The 20,827-nt window shown below is 48.6% G+C and carries 19 protein-coding genes; 9 read left to right on the forward strand and 10 right to left on the reverse strand.

Annotation, left to right across the window (positions count from 1 at the left end):
• Positions 1-14: 14 nt before the first annotated feature.
• The 4 genes from hutI to hutU form a co-directional block, all read right to left on the reverse strand.
• The gene (gene hutI / locus ACO0K4_RS08465) at positions 15-1,220 is read right to left on the reverse strand and encodes an imidazolonepropionase (RefSeq protein WP_422956177.1); all 1,206 of its coding nucleotides are present in this window, start codon (positions 1,218-1,220) and stop codon (positions 15-17) included.
• Between the two features lie 3 nt (positions 1,221-1,223).
• Complete coding sequence (locus ACO0K4_RS08470) at positions 1,224-1,847, reverse strand: HutD family protein (protein ID WP_422956178.1); 624 nt, start codon at positions 1,845-1,847, stop codon at positions 1,224-1,226.
• Positions 1,848-1,912: 65 nt separating this feature from the next.
• Positions 1,913-3,457 (reverse strand): histidine ammonia-lyase, encoded by a 1,545-nt coding sequence (gene hutH / locus ACO0K4_RS08475; protein WP_422956179.1) that lies wholly within the window; start codon positions 3,455-3,457, stop codon positions 1,913-1,915.
• Between the two features lie 299 nt (positions 3,458-3,756).
• Complete coding sequence (hutU, locus tag ACO0K4_RS08480) at positions 3,757-5,499, reverse strand: urocanate hydratase (RefSeq protein WP_422956180.1); 1,743 nt, start codon at positions 5,497-5,499, stop codon at positions 3,757-3,759.
• Positions 5,500-5,646: 147 nt separating this feature from the next.
• On the opposite strand from hutU, the gene hutC reads away from it, so the two are divergent.
• From hutC to ACO0K4_RS08495, 3 genes are all read left to right on the forward strand, one after another.
• A complete protein-coding gene (gene hutC / locus ACO0K4_RS08485) occupies positions 5,647-6,357 on the forward strand; it encodes a histidine utilization repressor (protein ID WP_422956181.1) in 711 nt (236 codons plus the stop codon).
• A gap of 71 nt (positions 6,358-6,428) precedes the next feature.
• A complete protein-coding gene (locus tag ACO0K4_RS08490) occupies positions 6,429-7,112 on the forward strand; it encodes a DUF2242 domain-containing protein (RefSeq protein ID WP_422956182.1) in 684 nt (227 codons plus the stop codon).
• 33 nt (positions 7,113-7,145) lie between these two features.
• Positions 7,146-7,655: a DUF1579 domain-containing protein gene (locus ACO0K4_RS08495; protein ID WP_422956183.1), complete on the forward strand. Its 510-nt coding sequence runs from the start codon at positions 7,146-7,148 to the stop codon at positions 7,653-7,655.
• Between the two features lie 102 nt (positions 7,656-7,757).
• Here the strand turns inward: ACO0K4_RS08495 and ACO0K4_RS08500 are convergent, their stop codons facing one another.
• The 3 genes from ACO0K4_RS08500 to ACO0K4_RS08510 form a co-directional block, all read right to left on the reverse strand.
• Positions 7,758-8,054, reverse strand: coding sequence for a hypothetical protein (locus ACO0K4_RS08500; protein WP_422956184.1), 297 nt, complete (start codon positions 8,052-8,054; stop codon positions 7,758-7,760).
• Positions 8,055-8,831: 777 nt separating this feature from the next.
• Positions 8,832-9,227 carry a hypothetical protein gene (locus ACO0K4_RS08505; protein ID WP_422956185.1) on the reverse strand — a complete coding sequence of 132 codons (396 nt, stop codon included), beginning with the start codon at positions 9,225-9,227 and terminating at the stop codon, positions 8,832-8,834.
• A 192-nt stretch (positions 9,228-9,419) separates the two neighbouring features.
• Complete coding sequence (locus ACO0K4_RS08510; RefSeq protein WP_422956186.1) at positions 9,420-11,111, reverse strand: M14 family zinc carboxypeptidase; 1,692 nt, start codon at positions 11,109-11,111, stop codon at positions 9,420-9,422.
• Positions 11,112-11,396: 285 nt separating this feature from the next.
• Here ACO0K4_RS08510 and ACO0K4_RS08515 point away from each other — a divergent pair, with 285 nt between their 5' ends.
• Positions 11,397-12,512: a threonine aldolase family protein gene (locus ACO0K4_RS08515; RefSeq protein ID WP_422956187.1), complete on the forward strand. Its 1,116-nt coding sequence runs from the start codon at positions 11,397-11,399 to the stop codon at positions 12,510-12,512.
• A 22-nt stretch (positions 12,513-12,534) separates the two neighbouring features.
• Here the strand turns inward: ACO0K4_RS08515 and ACO0K4_RS08520 are convergent, their stop codons facing one another.
• The gene (locus tag ACO0K4_RS08520; RefSeq protein ID WP_422956188.1) at positions 12,535-12,918 is read right to left on the reverse strand and encodes a hypothetical protein; all 384 of its coding nucleotides are present in this window, start codon (positions 12,916-12,918) and stop codon (positions 12,535-12,537) included.
• A 270-nt stretch (positions 12,919-13,188) separates the two neighbouring features.
• Here ACO0K4_RS08520 and ACO0K4_RS08525 point away from each other — a divergent pair, with 270 nt between their 5' ends.
• Both ACO0K4_RS08525 and ACO0K4_RS08530 read left to right on the forward strand, forming a co-directional pair.
• Entirely contained in the window at positions 13,189-14,427 is a 1,239-nt protein-coding gene (locus tag ACO0K4_RS08525; protein WP_422956189.1) for an MFS transporter, read from the forward strand.
• 249 nt (positions 14,428-14,676) lie between these two features.
• A complete protein-coding gene (locus ACO0K4_RS08530) occupies positions 14,677-15,810 on the forward strand; it encodes an ABC transporter substrate-binding protein (protein WP_422956190.1) in 1,134 nt (377 codons plus the stop codon).
• 82 nt (positions 15,811-15,892) lie between these two features.
• On the opposite strand, the gene ACO0K4_RS08535 is transcribed toward ACO0K4_RS08530, so the two are convergent.
• Entirely contained in the window at positions 15,893-16,174 is a 282-nt protein-coding gene (locus tag ACO0K4_RS08535) for a hypothetical protein (protein WP_422956191.1), read from the reverse strand.
• A gap of 148 nt (positions 16,175-16,322) precedes the next feature.
• On the opposite strand from ACO0K4_RS08535, the gene ACO0K4_RS08540 reads away from it, so the two are divergent.
• The gene (locus tag ACO0K4_RS08540) at positions 16,323-16,979 is read left to right on the forward strand and encodes a DUF2726 domain-containing protein (protein ID WP_422956192.1); all 657 of its coding nucleotides are present in this window, start codon (positions 16,323-16,325) and stop codon (positions 16,977-16,979) included.
• Positions 16,980-17,016: 37 nt separating this feature from the next.
• Here ACO0K4_RS08540 and ACO0K4_RS08545 read toward each other — a convergent pair whose 3' ends face one another.
• Positions 17,017-18,150 (reverse strand): hypothetical protein, encoded by a 1,134-nt coding sequence (locus ACO0K4_RS08545; RefSeq protein WP_422956193.1) that lies wholly within the window; start codon positions 18,148-18,150, stop codon positions 17,017-17,019.
• Positions 18,151-18,465: 315 nt separating this feature from the next.
• Here ACO0K4_RS08545 and ACO0K4_RS08550 point away from each other — a divergent pair, with 315 nt between their 5' ends.
• Complete coding sequence (locus ACO0K4_RS08550) at positions 18,466-18,873, forward strand: VOC family protein (RefSeq protein WP_422956194.1); 408 nt, start codon at positions 18,466-18,468, stop codon at positions 18,871-18,873.
• A 99-nt stretch (positions 18,874-18,972) separates the two neighbouring features.
• A complete protein-coding gene (locus tag ACO0K4_RS08555; RefSeq protein ID WP_422956195.1) occupies positions 18,973-20,799 on the forward strand; it encodes a DUF885 domain-containing protein in 1,827 nt (608 codons plus the stop codon).
• The last annotated feature ends 28 nt before the right edge of the window (positions 20,800-20,827 follow it).

Genomic DNA, 20,827 nt, shown 5'->3' on the forward strand with positions numbered 1-20,827 from the left:
GCTAAGGCTCTAGTTTAACCAAGGCGCGGCACTCCCGCAAATACAATCCCCGTGCAAGGATTGCCGCCGATCGCATAAGCAAGATCCCCGGGCCGGTCAATTGCCCACAAAGCGAAGTCTGCGGCCTTACCGATTTCTAATGTACCGATCTGGCGATGCAAGCCCAGCGCACGTGCTGCGTGCTTTGTCACACCTGCCAGCGCTTCTAGCGGTGTCATACGAAATAAGGTACACGCCATATTCATCGCCAATAACAGCGAAGTCATGGGTGACGTGCCGGGATTGCAGTCGGTAGAGATCGCTATAGGAACCTGCGCCTCGCGCAAAGCGGCAAGCGGCGGCAATGTCGTTTCACGTAAAAAATAAAACGCCCCAGGCAACAGGACGGCGACTGTACCGTGCTGCGCCATGGCATCGATACCTGCTTGTGACAGATACTCAAGATGGTCGGCAGACAATCCCTGATAGCGTGCCGTAAGTGCCGCTCCGCCTTGATCTGAGAGTTGTTCTGCATGAAGTTTGACCGGCAGTCCGTGTCGCTGCGCTGCCTGAAATACTTTTTCAGTTTGCGTGGTAGAGAAGCCGATTTTTTCGCAAAATGCGTCAACCGCATCGACCAGTCCGTCTGCAACCAGTGCCGGCAACATCTGCTCACACACTACGTCGAGATAATCATCAGCCCGCCCTGCATACTCAGGAGGCAAGGCATGTGCGCCAAGAAAAGTGGTCTGCACCCGCACCGCTAGGTCAACGGCAAACTGGCGTGCAACCCGCAGCATTTTGGCCTCGTTTTCCAGATCCAGGCCATAGCCGGATTTGATCTCCAGTGTCGTCACGCCCTCTTTCAAAAGAGTACGGACGCGCGGCAGACTTGCCTGCATTAACTGCTCGGCAGTCGCTTGCCGGGTTGCACGTACCGTCGAGAGAATACCGCCACCTTGTCGCGCAATATCTTCGTAAGCGACGCCATTAAGACGGGCTTCAAACTCGTCACTGCGGTTGCCTGCATACACGATATGGGTGTGACAATCGATCAGACCCGGGGTAAGCCAGCAGCCTTGCCCATCATAGGTCTGCACTGTTTGATAAGCATCAGGCAGATCGCTATGCTTACCTAGCCAGATGATTTTTCCGTCTTCTACGGCAATCGCCGCATCACGGATTTCGCCATAGCCATCCACCATGGTAGCAAGATGAATATTGATCCAAAGCTGTGTCATGACTTAGGTTCCTGCATGATTGAGAAAGCTGATACGCATCAGATAAAGTAGGCAATCTTCACTCGCCTGCACCACCAGACGCACGCCGGTGCGCTCATGATCCTCCTCGAGCAAAACCAGGTCGGCCTCCTGCAATGGCATATCATGATTCAGCACTGCGGAACCCTGCGTGCAGTACAGTAAAACCTGCTGTGCATCCTGGGCAACGACATGATGCTCACCGGCTTCCAGACGCTGCATATAATGGGTACAGACATCACGCCGGGTCATCAGATTCAGATCCCAGACCGAGCCGTCCAGTAGCTCTGCACGGATCGGCAGCTCACCAGAAAATTGATGCGGCGCACTGTCGCGTGTGAGGGTCACACTAAGAGGCGCAGCAGCAGCGAAATCAATGCCATCGTTATCGGCATGCAAAGTCATACCTTCACCTGACAAGATCGCTAAAGTTCTGTCGATCCTGGCGAAGTGAGAGAAAGCGCCATCGCTACTGACCAGCGCGGTACTGATGCGCCAGACGAAATGATCAAGGCTTGCACCCTCAGGAAAAACTGCCAGCTCGGTAGTGCTGCCGCCGCCGTTTTTCCAAGGCATGATTTTATAGTCTTGTTTACTCCATTTACGCATGATGGCTGATTTAATGAAAATATTTGAGCACGTAGTTTATGCAAATTTTGTATTTTTCTTTATCTTTAAGACAGATAAAGATGTGTATATAAATGCTGACATTGTGCGCTCAATTCACCGTCCAGCACCATCTGTTTTGCGGCGGCAATATCCGGTGCAAAGAAGCGGTCTTTGTCATAGAACGCGACTTTACGACGCAATGCATGATGCACCGTTGCCAGGCTTGCCGAGGTTTCCAGAGGCTGATGAAAATCGACACCCTGCGCTGCCGCCAGTAATTCAATTCCGACAATGGTCGCCGTGTTGTGCGCCATCTCATGCAAACGGCGTCCGGCGTAAGTCGCCATGCTGACGTGATCTTCCTGATTCGCTGAAGTCGGGATGGTATCGACACTTGCCGGATGCGCGTGAGATTTGTTTTCTGAGGCTAAGGCTGCTGCTGTCACATGCGCAATCATGAAGCCGGAATTCAAACCAGAATTTGGCACCAGAAAAGGTGGCAAACCAGATAGACTCGCATCAATCAGCAAGGCAATGCGACGCTCGGAAATAGAACCGATTTCTGCGATAGCCAGTGCCAATGTGTCCGCAGCAAATGCCACAGGTTCTGCATGAAAATTGCCACCGGAAATAACTTCACCGGTATCCAGAAATACCAGCGGATTATCGGTCACTGCATTCGCCTCAATCAACAAAGTACGGGCGGCGTTATTGATGATATCCAGGCAGGCGCCCATGACCTGTGGCTGACAGCGCAGGCAGTAAGGGTCTTGCACGCGCTCGTCGTTGACCAGATGGGAGCGGCGAATCTCGCTGCCGCTCAATAATTCGCGATAAATGCTGGCCGTCGCTATCTGGCCGGGTTGACCACGTACGGCATGAATACGTGCATCAAATGGCGCATCGCTGCCTTTCGCGGCATCAACAGACAAAGCGCCAGTAATCGTCGCTGCCTCCAGCAAGCGTTCAGCCAGAAACAAACCATTCAAGGCCAGCGCCGTAGATACTTGCGTACCATTGATCAGCGCCAGACCTTCTTTTGCCGCCAGCACGACTGGCGTAATGCCCGCTTTTTCCAGTGCCTGTTTTGCTGACACCAATTGACCGTTGACGCGCACGTCGCCTTCGCCCATTAAAGCCAGCGTCATATGAGATAAGGGAGCCAGATCGCCGGACGCGCCGACCGAACCTTTGACCGGAATCGCTGGCATGATGCCCGCGTTGTACAAAGCGATCATGCTATCGATCACGCTGGCGCGGATACCTGAGTAACCGCGTGCCAGGCTAGCGATCTTCATCAGGAGGATCAGGCGCACAACATCGTCAGCGATCAGTTCACCGGAACCGACCGAGTGCGACAGGATCAGATTTTTTTGCAATAACTCTAGCTGCTCATCTGGGATGCGGGTCTTGGCGAGTTTGCCAAAACCGGTATTGATACCATATGCCGCATCGCCTTTTTTGACGATGCTCTGTATCGTCGCCGACGAGGCGTTGATCGCTTCATAAGCACTGGCATCCAGCGCCAGCGGCAACGCCGTACGCCAGATTGCGCGCAAATCGGACAAACTCATTTGGCCCGGGCGAATGATGAAAGTATTCGTGTTCATACTGATCCTTGATGGTCTTTGTTTGTTCTGAATAGGATTACTACAACAGATACCGCAATATCCATGCCGCTTCTGAGCCATTTATGCTCCAAGAGGCTCATGAATACTGCGGATTGCATTTTTAATTTATCTCAAATTAACTCTAACTAGCTGCTGCGACAAGTCGTTTTATCTGATTATCTTCTCGCACAATACTCGCACACTATATTGCTGCCACTCCCTTTCCCGTTTGCGGGAGAGGGAGTGTTGATCTGCCTATCCTGATCAATTTACGGTCTAAATTTACTGCTTCAACTCATTTACTTCGAATGATTAATCATCGGCAAATTCAAGCCATTGCGTTCAGCACAGGCAACCGCTTGCGGATAGCCTGCATCAGCATGACGCATCACACCCGAACCGCAATCGTTGACCAACACGCGCGCCAGGCGTTTCGCTGCGGCATCTGTGCCGTCAGCCACAATCACCATGCCAGAATGCTGCGAATAGCCCATACCAACACCGCCGCCATGATGCAAGGACACCCAGCTCGCACCGCCTGCCGTGTTCAGCAAGGCATTCAGCAAAGGCCAATCGGAGACCGCATCGGTGCCGTCCATCATTGATTCTGTTTCGCGATTTGGACTGGCGACAGAACCTGTGTCGAGGTGATCACGACCGATCACGATCGGTGCTTTTAATTCGCCGTTTTTTACCATCTCATTAAATGCCAGGCCAGCGATGTGACGCTCACCCAGACCTAACCAGCAAATACGTGCTGGCAAACCCTGGAAGGCGATACGCTCACCCGCCATGTCCAGCCATTTATGCACGCCCTTATTGTCCGGGAAAAGCTCTTTGATTTTGGCATCGGTTTTACGGATATCTTCCGGATCACCCGACAAAGCAACCCAGCGGAACGGACCTTTGCCATCACAGAATAGCGGGCGGATATACGCAGGAACAAAGCCAGGAAAGTCGAAGGCATTCTTGACGCCGGTATCAAACGCGACCTGGCGGATGTTATTGCCATAATCCACCGTCGGTATGCCCATCGCATGAAAATCCAGCATGGCCTGCACATGCACGGCACATGCCTGAGCAGCGTCGGCGGTCAGTCTGGCGTGTTGACCCGCATCATGCTGTGCAGCCTTCCATTGCTCGACGGTCCAGCCTACCGGCAAATATCCGTTAATCAGGTCATGTGCTGAGGTTTGATCTGTGACCAGATCCGGTTTCATACCACCGGCTTTGGCGCGCTTCACCAGCTCAGGCAATATCTCTGCGGCGTTACCGAGCAAAGCAATGGAGACGGCTTCTTTACGATCACAGTGATGTTTGATCAGTGCCAGCGCATCATCGAGATCTTTTGCCTGTTTATCGACATAGCGAGTGCGCAGGCGGAAATCGATACTCGATTGCTGACATTCGATATTCAGGGAAACAGCACCGGCAAAACTCGCAGCAAGTGGCTGTGCGCCGCCCATGCCGCCAAGCCCTGCTGTCAGAATCCAGCGCCCGCCCCAGTCACCACCAAAATGCTGGCGTCCGGCTTCAGCAAAGGTTTCGTAAGTACCCTGCACAATGCCTTGAGTACCGATATAGATCCAGCTACCTGCCGTCATCTGGCCGTACATGAACAGACCTTTGCGGTCGAGCTCATTAAAATGTTCCCAGTTTGCCCACTTCGGCACCAGATTGGAGTTCGCGATCAGGACACGCGGCGCATCCTCATGCGTCTTAAATACACCGACCGGCTTACCAGACTGAATCAACAAGGTTTCGTCTTCACCTAACTCTTTTAAAGACGCCAGGATCTGGTCATAGCATGCCCAGTTACGGGCAGCGCGTCCGATCCCGCCATACACCACAAGATGTTTAGGATTTTCAGCCACAGCAGGATCGAGATTATTCTGAATCATCCGGTAGGCTGCTTCGGCTACCCAGGTCTTGCAGGTTTTTTCTGCACCGCGCGGTGCGTGGATGACGCGGCTTGCGTCCCAGCGTGGATCATTATTCATCATTGCTCCCATCTCGTTTTTAAGGTGTGGTCCGATCGTCATGCACGCAAAGCACCATTCATACAGCGCCGGTTCAGACGACGATCCAGACGATGCCAGATCGATGGAATTAGTTTAAGTTGTATATACAACTTTTGCAAGCGGATTTTTGTATGAGACAATACGGCAACTTATTTATTCAGGAACGACGTGTCCACACCAGCAGAAAACGCCCCGGTCTTCCAGCGTATCAAAGATTATTTACTCAAAGAAATCCAGTCCGGCACCTGGAAAGAAGGCGATGCCATTCCCTCCGAGGCAGCGTTAGCGGAGCAATTCAGCGTCTCACGCATGACGGTCAATCGTGCTGTGCGCGAGCTGACCAGCGAGCAGATCCTGACGCGTATTCAGGGTTCCGGCACCTATGTCGCCCAGCATAAATATCAGGCGACGCTGGTCGAGATCAAAAGTATTGCTGAAGAAGTCCGTGCACGTGGTCATATACATCGCAGCGAACTTCATCAGCTCGACACGGTCAAAGCGACTGACATACTGGCGCAACAATTCAAAGTGAAAATAGGCCATACCCTGTTTCATTCCGTAATTGTGCATTTTGAAAATGACGTGGCGATTCAGGTGGAAGACCGCTGGGTCAACTCCGATATTGCGCCAGAGTATCTGAAGCAAGATTTCTCTACCATGACACCTAATGAATACCTGATGGTCGTCGCGCCGCTGCAAAGCGTGAGCTACCGGATTGAAGCCCTGTTACCCTCCAAACATATCGCCGCGATGTTACAGATTACTCACAAAGAACCTTGCTTACTGTTACACCGTCAAACGCTGTCCAAAGGTAAAATCGCTACGATTGTCACCATGTGGCACCCTGGCCTGCGCTATCAGTTTGCCGGTAGTTTTTAATCACTCTCAGGCTCTCAGGCGCACAGACCCACAAAACGACACCGCTTTATCTCTTTAGAAATACGGATCCAATGCACTCGCCATTTTCACGCTCATTTTCACTTTTATTTACACGCTTAGCCTCGTCAACATCACGTCGCTCATTGTACTTGTCCGGCACATTTGCTTACGTAGTCATGCTGACTGGCTGCGGCAGCTTTGGTGGCGGCCTGGGCAGCACAAAAGTCCATTTAAAAGATGAAGAATTCGGCTCCACCGATGTCTTCACCCATAGTTTCCCCGGCACAGAAAGAAACTCTTGCGAGGCCGCGCGTCGTGCCTTGCTCAGTCAGGGGTATGTCATCAGCGACTCCCGATTGTCCTTTGTCAAAGGTCGCAGAAAATTCCAGCACGACAGCGATATTCACGCCGAGATTGAATTCACCGTAGTGTGCGCTGCAGATAGTAAAGGAAGTAATAGCACAACCGTCTTTGCCAATGCCGTACGTGACCGTTACTCATTGAAAAAAAGTAGCAATTCCGCCAGCATCGGCGTAGGCGCCTTAGGATCCGTGTCCTTGCCATTTGGTGCGAGCGACGACTCGCTGGTAAAAGTCGCCAGCGAAACCATTCCTACCGGCGATTTTTACGGAAAGTTTTTTGAGCTAGTCGAGCGCTACCTCGACGATTCTTCCGTCAATAGCGATGAGGAAGTTGAAAAAAAAGAAGCGTCGGCGCTGCCGGGTACAAAGAAATTGTCCGAATCGAATCAGTAAAAATCATTAGCCCGCTATTAGCCTATTTATTCCATGCCACTGCCACCAGATACCGCTGCACCAAAAGACTTTGATTTTATGATTGGTAACTGGCGTGTTGAACATCAAAGACTGAATGCCCGTTTTGCGCAATGCGACGAGTGGACTGCATTCAACGGATTATCATCTACCAGTCAAATTCTCGGTGGCTTCGGCAATCTTGAAGATAATTTGCTTGAATTTCCTGAAGGCTCATTTCGCGCAGTAGCGATGCGTTCTTACTGCATCGATTCTGGCAACTGGTCTATCTGGTGGCTCGACGGCCGCAACCCGACACAGCTCGATACTCCCGTAGTCGGGCGGTTTAGCGATCACGTCGGATTATTTTTTGCCGATGATATTTTGAATGGACAAGCGATCAAAATCCGTTTTACCTGGATCGCGACACCCGGTGAAAACCCACGCTGGGAACAAGCATTTTCTATGGACGCAGGCGCGTCCTGGGAAGTCAACTGGAAGATGACATTTATCCGCCTCATTGAAACAGAACGGCTTGCACCTTAAAAACTCCAGCCATTTTTCAATCCGCAATATATCCATGTACACCAATAAAAAAGCGATCCAGAAATAATCTGCATCGCTTTTTTGTCCTCTGCTTATCACCATTTATTTTGGCTTGAATTGGACATCGCTGATTCTGAATTTATCACGGCGATCGCCCATCAGACCACGTAACTCTTTGATGCTCAGGTCGCTGATTTCGTGCATCCGTATCAGCAACGAGGCACCGACTGGCAGGCGACGATGACGGATTTTACTAATGACTGGCGGTGCAACTTCGAGTGCTCTGGAGAGAGCGGCATCATTTTTCAGATGCAATTGTTTGATGATGATATCCAGCAGATTGTTGGGATCATAATTGATGTTATCTGAGATACCGTCCAGCTCTAATAGGTTTGCCATGTTGACTCCAATTGTAGGTTGACATTTTTTGAGTTTATTTACACTGCTGTGTACTACCGCTAACTTGTTGATTTGCTGACTTACTGACTAATTAATTGACTACATAATTGACCAAGTAATTCACTGAGTAACTAACCACGTCAGATCGGTCGTTGTAACTACGTGGGTTTGATCAGTTCAAATTCAATAAGAAATTTGTATGCAAATCATTCATCCGTTTCAGAATGATGGATGAGACCACTTTGCATGACTCTTAGCGCAAATATGAGTGCCACATCGAATATAGCCAGCATCGTATTTTTAATTACTAACTTATTATAAGACGTAAAGTTGTTAATTTATACATGATGAGTGGTAAATAAATTTAAATTTATTGAAATAATTTGTTATGACGAAACAATTCCTGAAAATTTCATCAAGGAAATATTTTCATATGTGTGGAAGATTTTCTGCATGGCAAGAAAATATCACGATGCAGGTGCCAACAGAGAAGTAAGGGACTGGAGAGTAGTGCGAAGGGATCGTCAGCAAGCACAATTGTTTGCCTTGAATTAAGCATACAAATGGAAACCGCTTTATTCATGCGCCTCGCAGACCATTTTCGCGCCAGAAGGCGCATGGATAGTGCGGGAGGCATCTGAAAGTTTGATGATTCAGTTTCACGAATAAAAATTGCTTCAACAAAAAAACGGCACAGATCAGATCTGTGCCGCTCTTTGAAACCAGACTGCGATGAGCGCGAATGCGTTTGAAACAATCGCGCTCATACAGCAAGGATTATTTCGTTGTTTTGTCTTTGCGGACACCTGCCGCTGTTGCTGGCAGATATTTCAAAGGATCATTCATACCAGCAACATACGCAGTTGCAACAGTGCGTGGCTTGAGGCAAGTAGCGCTCAGAACGCGTGAATCAGCGGAGATATCGTTTGTGCAGATAGACAAATCTTTGACTGTATCGAGAGAAATACCTGCTGCCGCTGCGACAGACACGACTGAACCGGCACCGGCACCGTTCGCGATCAATGTATCAACAGTCGCTTGCAAATCTTTGCTGCTTGTCAGCGCAGTAAAAATGCCATCGACGGAGGTATCAACGTTCGCTGCTTGTGCGACTGAGGCAATGCCTGAAACCAACACCAAACCCATAACTGCTTGTGAGACAAATTTCTTCATGGCGACTCCTGAGTGAATTGAATAGCCTGACGAGGCTGATTTGATTCTAATTAAATTTAGAGTAAATTCAAAGTCTAAATTTGTATCCGTGGATCAACTTTTTTCCAAAAACGCACGATTTCCGAATAAAACTGTCCTTTTGCTCACAATTTATCTTTGCATCGTGCTATCTCTTTGTTTTTATTTAAGTTTTTACTCAAATATTGCCAGCACGGGATAACGCCGCCATTCAGGTTCAGCAAAGCACTGGCAATGCGTGAAGATAAAATCCAGAACGGCGCTCTGGTCGGTCAGCAACTCAGGATGCGCGAGTTTCCATGCGTCAAATTGCTTGTTGAGTTCCGGCTCGGTTTGCAACAATTCTGCCGCCAGGTCTTCAAACACATAGTCGGAGTAAGCTTCTTTTTTCTCCAGTACGCTATTAAAAAATCCCCAGCGAAAGAAGCTGTCATGCGCCTGCGGCTCCAGCGTTTCGACGACATAGCGCGCCTGCTCCTGATTCAGTGGAATCCAGACATCGCCTTCACGCAACTGATGCTGACCGTTGACGGCATCCAGCACTATCTCATCATGGAACATGTGCCCCTCATATGGATGAGCGCGCGATTGCACAGAGCGGATCTGGTAGCTCTGTGCCTGTACTGTTTTGTTCGCGCTGAGTCGTTCAAATTCAACACCATTCCATTGCAGACGCTCAATCGCCGCACGCCATTGCTGCGGCACCACATAGGCGACCGGTGAGCGCACTACTACCGCTTCTTTGAAATGATTGTAGTAAGGGATCGGTTTTTCCCATGTCTGATTCTTGTCATAGTACAAGCGACTGTAGTCACCCAAGATACTAGGACGGTGACAGGCGGCATAGCCCTTAAAATTGACCGTAGAGACACGCTCATCATCACGTTGCCAGTTGACCGGCCAATGGCTGCGGGTTTGGCCAAGCTGCCGCGCCGCATCACGTAACTGCTGAATCTGCGCCCCATGGCTGACCGTAAAGTCGAGTACAACTTCGACCAGTGCGCGCATCGATGCATAGCGATCGGCAAACGGCTTCAACATGTGGGTCTCTGGCATAAAGCCGATAGTGTGATGCAAGGCGGCATAACCTGTCGAGAAACGCGCTGTTTCCAAAAACTCTTCGATTCCCTGATCCGGACTTTCCAGGATGGGATTCACATAAGGACAAGTCGGCCAGCCGCGTTGTGCCATATCCTGATAGACCGCTGGCAACATCGTCTGACGCAAAAACTGCCCGAGACCAGCACCCAGCTTATCCGATTGTGTGTGGATCAAGGTCATCGTATAGGGATAATCTGCACCATTCGAGGTATGCGTATCCACCATCACATCAGGATCCCAAGCCGTAAAAAATTGATTGAATACCTGCGCATTCAAACTATCGCATTTGATGAAATCACGATTCAGATCAAGATGCAAACTGTTCCCGCGAAAGCCAAACATCTCTGGCCCATCCTGATTCACACGAGAGGTATCCTGGCGGTTATGACAACCATCCACGTTATATATCGGGATGAATAAAAATACCGTGCGTCCCAAGCGTGCCAACCTGTCAGGCTCAATACAAAAATCACGCACCAGAGCCATACAGGCATCAATTCCTTCAGGCTCGCCGGGATGAATACCATTATTATTAAAAAACACCGGACGCTTTTCCAGCGCAATCTGCTCACGGTCGAATACGCCATCCGCACTCACCACACCGGCATGAATCGGCACACCGGCATCTGATACACCGATCTGACTAAAATACAAAATCGCCGGAAAACGCTCTGCCAGTCGCTGGTAAAAAGCAATGCACTGCTCCCAGGTCGTGGTCTGATTTTGATTGCCTGATTCGTAGGGTGTTTGCAGGTCTGCTGACATGATGGCTCTATGTAAATTGGGTTGCTGAAATAGGGGCGACAAAAAAACAAGCTAGCGAAAATACAGTGCAATAACAGTCTGTACTCAATAGACAGGATGATCCTGATAAAAATCTCGTACCGGTATTATCATAATTCTGCCTGAATTACGCTTTGATTAGCGACTATTTAAAATCGCCGGGGAACTATCTGCCGTCATACCCGCTCAGATTGGCGCAACGCTCACATCCATTACAATAAGCCGTTGAATCTGTTACATCACCATTCTGCCTGAAGGAGTTATCAATTGACGAATGCCGAAATCGCCGCGCTGCGTCTGAGTTGTCATACGATTTTGCCCGGGCATAAGCTGCTGCAACCTGCTGAGCAGTTTGCAGCCATGGCGCAGTGGTGCGACGCAAATCATGTGACCCATGACACGTATGGAGAGGGAGAACTGGTCCAGGACTTTGAGAAAAAAATTGCGACTCTTTTAGGCAAGGAAGCTGCCTTATTTTGCATCACCGGCACCATGACACAGGTGACCGCATTACGTCTTGCTTGTACCGAGCGTGGTAGCAATCTGGTCGGACTGCATGCGACCTCTCATATTCTGGTGCATGAAAATAGTAACCATCAGGTTCTCCAGCACTTCAATTCATGCCAGCTCGGTAATGCACATCGCCCATGGACTGTCGATGATTTACAAGCCTTTCCGGAAAAAATCGGCGCAGTGCAATACGAATTACCGATGCGCGAAATCGGTGGCCAGCTGCCGACCTGGGAACAGCTTGACGCGATCAAAGTCTACTGCAAACAAGAGAATATTCATCTGCATATGGATGGAGCACGTTTGTGGGAAGCACAGAGCTACTACGGACGTCCCTTGCATGAAATCGCCGACGGTTTTGATACGGTTTATGTCTCGTTTTATAAAGGTATAGGCGGGCTGGGTGGCGCAATGCTCTTGGGCAGTGAGAAGATGATCGCCAAAGCGAGTTTGTGGATGCGGCGGCAAGGCGGCAACGTATTTCGCCGCACACCTTATGTCGTCGCTGCGGCGATGCAATTCGATCAGCGTATTGCCGACATGCCCGCCTTATTTCAGCGCACACAAAGCCTGTATCAGCTACTGAAAAATTATCCGCAACTGCATGTCAATCCGGCGCAGCCTCAAGCGAATATGCTCCACCTTTATTTGCCAGTGACGAAAGAACAGGCAACCGGGATACGCAATGACATTGCGAAAAAACATGGTATCTGGCTATTTGGTAATGCAGTGCATACGGCTCTGCCCGATCAGTCTATGTTTGAGTGGTATGTCGGTGATCAGTTATTACAACTCCCGGATGAGCAACTACTGCACGCATTGGATGTGTTTGTAGCCGCACTTGAAACTACGAAAGAAAAACCGCAACAATAAACCTTAAGTGATTAATTGCGACTCACTCCGCCGCATTGCGCTTGCCTGACAAGTACAGCAAAAACAAAACTATAAATAGACCATCCAGCGCAATGACCGGCAACATTGGCTTGAGCGCAGGATCGTCCATACTGGCGAGCAGCACACCGACCAGACAAATTTTTTCTATCGTCACGGCGATGATGACGGGGGCGCGAAGCGGCGGATGATACGCGGAATACACCGTCAGTCCACCGAGACAGGCGACCAGCAAACCCCAGTGCCGCGCGAATAACAATCCTGCACTGTCGCTCACAACTAAGTTTTGTATATGCAATAGTTGCTGTGGTGCGATAAACTGTAGGCCTACCAGTAGCATGATGATGCCACCGGTGATGAGTATGGCTTTGATGTAGCGTGCAATCATGGCGTTGTCTCCTCTGGTTATATGGTTATATGCTGATCTGGCAATTGCGATGTTGTACTAGTTCGTACTGCTGCTTTGTTTATTGTTATTACTATTTTTGATGTAACTGTCTGACCGTATCGGTGCCAGTGCCGCTACTTTACACCGCCTTGTGTCTGATGAAGCAAATCCGCTTAGCTCAAAGTAGTTAAGCACCTTTTTGATGGTCCTCATACGCCTGAATGTCGACGTGCCGTAGGCCGATATTCAGACCTCATTCGTTGTTCTTACATGCACACCAAAGCCAGACCGTTCAATTCCGTTTTTAATTCTTATCTGATCTATGTCGGCGTGGCACTGGCGTCGGCAGGTGTAGCTTTATATACGCCATTGATCGTCTCAGAAACCGGTAAAGCTTTTTCAGGAACCTGGGCTGCATCGATATTGTTTGGTTTAAATCTGGGACGCGTCATTGGCTCACATCTGGGCAGCCGCTACCCTGGTCTGGCAAATCATCCCTTCGCCGTGACAGGTAATATTCTGCTTGAGGGTATCGCCCTGTACTGCATGGCTTACCTGCAACAAGCATGGGCGCTGGCGTTGTTCGCCTTGCTGGCCGGGCTGGGAAGTGGCCTGTCTTTTCCCGGTCTCAAAAATTATTTACTCAAACTAAAAGAACTCGATCAGGCCTCTCTATTTAGTCGTCTGGCTTTCGCAATCCGTATGGGGTTGGTATTGGGTTATCTGATTGCGGGCTGGGTGCCTAATCACAGTTTAAAAATTGTATTCCTGATCGTGCTGATCACTTTTATCGCTTATGCGATCTTCATGCTCTACGCAATGCGGGCAATCGCTCGTCATGAAGCCGACAGCAATGCCGCACTGGCTGTACAGGAATTAATCGAGAACAAGGCAGCAAGTGAGGAGCGCTCGCTTGCAGGACAAACATCCACTGCCAGTTTGCCCATCCTGTTTCTCCTGTCGAATGCAGTGTTCTGGTGCTTCGCCGTACAACCGATGATCGGGTTTAGCTTGCACATTCCGAAATACACGCCTGAGATTCCGGTATCGACACCGTTCTGGTTAGCCGCGCTGGTCATCATTTTTTTCCAGATTCCGGTATCAAAACGAGCCGTTCGTACACTAGAACATTTTCGTTTTCTACAAATCGGCTATGCCTGTCTGTTCGCTAGCTTTGTATTGATGGTCGTCGCAGGCAATCATGGGGTCGCGGTCATTGCCTCCGCCATCCTGCTCTCATTTGGTCAGGTATTTTACGGTCCATCGTTTGATGTGCTGATTGCACGCCATGCAAATCAGTCGTCGGAAGATACAGGCAAGCTGATGTCACAGCAAATTTTTTATCAGAGTATGGGAACGATGATCGGTAGTCTGGCAGGCGGCGTCTTATTTGATCTGGCGCAAACACTGCATATGCCTTCTCTTAACTGGCTGCTACTAAGTGCAGGCAGCCTGTGGATGATGCTACTCAGTAAAAATAAAATTCCTGACCTATATCGTCGAGCATAAATAATTACACGAACTACAATACTTCTATCACTCCTAACATTTATCAATCGCCTTTCACATTTAATTCATATTCATGCCATAGGTAAGACACCTATAGGTCACGTTTAGGTCACGTTTAGGTCATATACCGGCCCTAGAATCAGCCCACGATTTGTTGCATTGCGGAATTTTCCTGCAACTAATCTTTACTTTGCCAGTCGAAGTGCCGGCGCCAATGTTTTACCTTATTTTCAATTACACAACATCACAATGAAATCTATCTCCCTATTGCTCACCAGCTTCTGTTTGCTTCTCAGCACGATCGTGCATGCCGAAACAGGCGTGAGCAGCAAGTCCATTTTGATCGGACAATCCGCAGCGCTAACAGGCCCGGCGCAACAACTTGGAACAGAAATGCGTGATGGTGCGCAAGCCTATTTTGACCACATCAATGCGCAAGGTGGTGTGGCAGGCCGTCAAATCGTTTTAAAAACACTTGATGACGGTTACGAAGCAGACCGCGCAACGTCAAATACCAGACAATTAATTGATGTTGAAGGCGTGTTTTCTTTATTTGGCTATGTCGGTACGCCCACTTCTAATGCAGCCTTACCATTGGTGACCAAAGCGGAGATTCCATTTTTCGCTGCCTTTACCGGCGCGCAATCATTGCGTGAGCCACTTAACCGGAATGTATTCAACATACGCGCCAGCTATTTTGAAGAAACAGAAAAAATCGTACAACACATCACTACGCTGTCGATCTCTCGCATCGCCGTGTTTTATCAAAACGACGCTTATGGTAAAGCGGGTTTAGAAGGTGTCACTCGCGCCATGAAAAAGCGCAATATCGACGTCATCGGCATCGCCACGGTAGAGCGTAACAGCGTCGACGTGGCGCAAGCAGTCGCTCAGATCAAACTCGCCAAACCTCAAGCGGTGATCATGATCTCAGCATACAAATCCTGCGCAGCATTTATCAGAGACATGCTGAAAGATGCGGTCGGTGCACCGATTTTCTGGAATATTTCTTTCGTTGGCAGTCAAGCTTTATCCAAAGAACTCGGTAAAGATGGCCGGGGTGTCATGATCTCGCAAGTGGTACCGGCACCTTGGGATGAAATTCTCCCTATCATCAAAGAATACAAAAGCCTTTACCTCAGCAAACCTGGGCGCGAAGTCGGTTTTGTCAGTCTCGAAGGCTTTATCGCTGCAAAAGTGTTTGTAGAGGGCTTAAAACGTACCGGGAGTAATCTGACACGTGAAAATTTTGTACGCAACCTGGAATCAATGTCGAATTACGATGCGGGTGGCTTCCAGGTGAAGTTTACTCCGTCAAGCCACAATGGCTCTCACTTTGTCGATCTGACTGTCATCGGTAAAGATGGTAAATTCATGCGCTAAATACTAATGCAGCATGCGTAAAAAAACCGGCTTGAACACAGGGTCAAGCCGGTTTTTTCTTGCCTGAGGATGACTTACCTCATCAGGCAAAACTGAAAATCGCATCACAACCTTCTCTTGTCTCCTCTATCCCATCGAGTTCGTCATTCATTTCAAGATCGAACAATTCTTCGATCGCATTCATATAACTATTGACCCGAGTCGCCCCTATCAAGCGATAGATATCACCCGCTTCATTGCGGATACCAATAATCATTTTCTCTTCTTTCACAATATCGACACTGACTTGCGTGAGTAAGAGGTTGCCAATAATTTGCTTGTCGATTTTCGCGACGGCTTTGCCAGGAATGAGTGCGGTTTTCAAGAGTGCTCCAGATTGTTACAGATAATTGATAAATGAATAATTATTGAAAAATAAATGATTGCTGTGAATTTACTAACATTATCCGCGTTTTTCATGCAAAGACGTGTTAGCATTTAAGCATCTATCTAAAAACACTTTTGTGCTTCACATGATTAACCAATTTTTCGACGTTCCAGGCAAGGTTTTCGTACTTTTTGTTGTTGCTCTGTTGCTTATCAGCATTGCATTCAAAGCGACGAAATCCAAGCCGAAAAGAAGACGTTCGCACTATAAACCCGTTGCACTGATGACGCCGAACGAAGTGGAATTTTTTGGCCGTCTTTGCCGCTCGCTACCTGGTGTGCACGTGTTCCCTCAAGTCGCCATGGCGGCACTGATCGCACCGGTAGACAGCTTTCAGGAAAACCGCTACGCGTATTGGAAAATCAATGAAAAACGGGTGGATTATGCAATCTATAGCAAAACGATGGAATTGATCTGCATTATTGAGCTGGATGATCGTATGCATAATGTGGAAAAAGATAAGGAGCGGGATCAACTGACGCGCAGCGCGGGAGTATCTACCTTGCGCTGGCAATCTCGGGCTAAGCCGTCAGAACTGGAAATTTTCCAGGCAGTAAATCAATTACCTCATATGGTGAATAATCCACTGCAACCAATAGAGCGCAAGCCTCGCCCGTCTGCACGAGCGCGCCAGGACAGACCAAGACAATCACCTTCACGTGACTCACTGCCAAACTATGTCACGTCGCCCCATACACGACATGAATCGCCCGCACCGATGTCCTTATCAGAAGATATCTGAATATTAAGAGAATTGGGAATATTGAAAATTGCGAAATTCAGGCGATCAGATCAATCTGCTGAAGACTACCGGCCTTACCTTCTTCCGAGAGCCATAGTCCAGATGACACCAATTGTCCCTGAGACTGATTTTGTGCATTTTTAATCGAAAACGGTGTGCTGGCATTACCAAGAAACAGTGCCCCGACATCCGCCTGCTTGAGCGTGCTCAGCTTATCCTTGCCAATGGCGTCTTTAGTCCATACACGTAGTTGCTGAAATGCGGGATCTGCTTCATCAATCCAGCCATTGCCGTCGCTATCTAAAGCCTTAAGCTCATTGAATCCATTCCCGGTCGCAGGGCCAAACAACTCCCTGCCATCGTTAATTTTGCCATCACCGTTTTTATCCAGCGCCAGAAAACCAGCCCCCTGGACAAACGAGACCGACTCCTTGGTGCCGTCTGCATTTAAATCAAACAAAAATTTCTGCGAAGTCAGTTGTGCAGAATTAGCAGAAAAATTGATCACAAGCGGATCAATCTTCTTACCATCTCCAGCCTGTACGCTGAGACTACTTTCTTCGTGATAACTACGTTGCAATTGAATGCTGAGATTAAATTTAATATCCTGATTATCCGTAGTATGAATAAGACCTGTGGCTTGAAACGAGGTTTGTTCTGTCTCAGTGTAAGAACTCTGACGCTGGTACTCCAGCCCCCAGCCTGCTTTCCGTGGTGATGGCGCCGACGGGACCGTAGCGCTGCCAGAGTCGCTATCAGTAGAGTTATCAGAAGCATTCGACGAAAGCTTACCTGTCGCCTCTGAAGACGTCAGATCCGAATTGTGGAAGAAATTAATTTTTCGGCCCGTTAAACGCTCAATCAGACTAATGATCAATCGTAATTTTGGATCATTTTCTGCGGCGGCATTTGCTTGTTCAATTGCTTGCGCCTCGCTGGTAGCATCGCGATGGATAACGGAAGAGGACGTCAGGTCTCTCGCCAGCGCCGTGCGGCCAGCATCAGAGAGTTGTACGGTGCTATCTGACTCATTGAAGTCTAAGGGAGTTCTTGGATTGTCAAAATTGGGGCGCTGGCGCCCAATCCAGGCACGGGTGCTCTCATGAATATCCAGTTGAGAGGAACTCGCAGAGCTGGACGCCAGCAAGATATCGGACGATGCAATGATCATGGTGAACTCCCATGCCAGAAGAAATACAGAACATCTCTATATCGACCAATTTTTAAAAAAACTTAATCTAGTTTTTAGAAACTCCCGGTAGTTCTCTCTTGTTAAAACGCACTATTTATAAGCTTCCTGGCTCATTATTGCTTTGCAGGACGAGTAATTCCAGCGCCTCGCTGAGCATGAGCTACTTGTTGGAATCTTCCCAAATTACAAGCCGTGCGGTCACCTTTGCATGGGCTGATGATATGATGAAATGCTGTCATCTGAAACCTTTCAAGCGTGACGGCAACTCCCCTCATACAAACTAAGGAGACCAAGATGGAACTCAATGCCTATCTGACTTTTAACAACAATTGTGAAGCTGCATTTCGTTTTTATGAACAACGTCTTGGGGGAAAAATCGAGGCATTCCATCGTTTTGGTGACTCGCCTATGGCAGACCAATGTCCGCCTGAGGCAGCACAACTGATCATGCATGTCAGCATGTTGATCAATGGCCGGACTCTGATGGGCTCCGACAATATGCCAGGCCATCCTTATGAAGGTATGAAAGGATTTTCTTTGTCACTGAATACCAAGGATGTAGCGGAAGCGGAACGGCTGTTTGCCGCATTATCAGAGCAGGCTATAAAGATCATCATGCCACTTGAAAAAACCTTCTGGGCTCAGCGGTTTGGAATGGTGGTCGATCAGTTCGGTACACCATGGATGGTTAACTGCGAGTAGATCCATTTTTTCACCTTACTCTCTTCGCCTATTTCCTCAATCATTGCTCTTCAATTTTTGTTCCCATTTTTACTCATATTTTTTACCAGGATGTATTTCATGCGCAAGTCTGTATCACTGACGACACTCGTTTTTTCACTGGGTTTATTTAGTAGTTCATTTGCAATAACACCCCTTGTTTTCGCTGCTGTAAAAGAGGTGGGCAGTAGTTCAGTCAGCGTTAAAGTAGCAAGCAAACGACTCAGCATTCTGGCCGAAAATTATTACAATCAAGTCGCTCGTTTTGAGCCGCTGATGGCAACCGGGAATGGCGATAACCGCTTTGACGATCAGTTGCCGATGACGCTGGCACCTGCCGTCAGAGCGCGTGAAATAGCGATGTACAACAAAGTCGCCAAAGAACTCCGTCACATTGATCGCACTGCACTCAGCACCGCAGATCAGGTTACGTACGACTGCCTCAATTACGACGTTCAGTCGGCGTTAGCGATGTTCGCTTTTAATGAGCGGTTGATGCCACTGAATCAGATGGATAGTGTGCCAGTCATCTTGGCTAATTTTGCGAGTGGACAAAGCTCTCAGGCATTACGAACACCCGCGCAATACGATATCTATCTGAAACGAGTCGCTCAATTACCGGCCTGGATAAATCAGGCCATCATCAATATGCGCGAAGGAATACGACAAGGGATTGTGTTGCCGCGGTCGCTAGTCCTGTCGACCTTACCTCAGTTAAATGCGCTGGTCACCGCGCATGCTGAGGATCATGCATATTACGCTCCTGTCAAAAATTTCCCGGCTGACTTTAGTGAGGCAGATAAAACTCGTTTAACAGCAGCATATCGTGACACGATTACACAAAAAGCTTTGCCTGCTTTGCGCCAGCTCAATACCTTTATGCAAAAAGACTACCTTGCCGCCAGCCGCAATAGCTCTGGACTAGGAGTTTTGCCAAATGGTGCAAAATGGTATCAGGCGCTGGTACGCGATCAGACGACAACCTCGCTTGATCCCGAGACCATTCACGCAATAGGACTTAAAGAAGTCGCCCGTATTCAAAATGAATTTGTTTCGCTTGGACCAAAATTAGGCTATAGCGGCGATCCGAAAGGTTTACCTGCATGGATCGATACACAAACCCAATATCGCCCGTTTAAAACCGAGGCGGAAATACTGTCGGAATACCGTCGCATCGACACTGTGATTCGCGGCAAATTACCAGAGCTCTTCGGCAAAATTCCCAAGGCACCACTAGATATACGTCCCGAACCCGAAATCAGCAGGCAGACTGCCTCGGATCATTACTCGGCACCTGCGATTGATGGCTCGCGTCCCGGTGTATTCTGGGCTGTCATCAATGATCCTGCGCAATACGCAACGACTGGGATGACAACATTATTCCTGCATGAAGGACAACCTGGACATCATTTCCATCTGGCGTTTTTACAAGAGCTCGATATTCCCAAGTTTCGTAAATTTGGTGGCAATAACGCCTATACCGAAGGCTGGGCTCTCTACGCAGAAACATTGGGTAAAGAAATGGGGGTATTTGACGATCCGAACGCGTATCTCGGCCATTTGACAGATGAGCTGCTACGCGCCTCCAGACTGGTAGTGGATACAGGCCTCCATGGGAAAGGCTGGACACGTGAGGAAACCATTAAATACCTTCAGGCAACATTGGGGTATGATGAAGCAACTGCACGCAACGCGACTGAACGTTATATGGCCTGGCCTGGCCAGGCATTGGGATATAAGATAGGTTCACTGAAAATAATGGAGCTCAGGCAACGTGCCATGAGCAAGTTGGGAACAAAATTCAATTTGCGCCAGTTTCATGACGCGATTTTAAGTGATGGAACGCTACCACTTGATTTACTAGAAGCCAAAATCGACAAATGGATCACAGAACAGCAGAAGTTGTAGAATGTTTTGCAATAAGTTACAACAAATA

It is taken from the genome of Undibacterium sp. RuTC16W, from assembly GCF_049339445.1.
GTDB lineage: Bacteria > Pseudomonadota > Gammaproteobacteria > Burkholderiales > Burkholderiaceae_D > Undibacterium.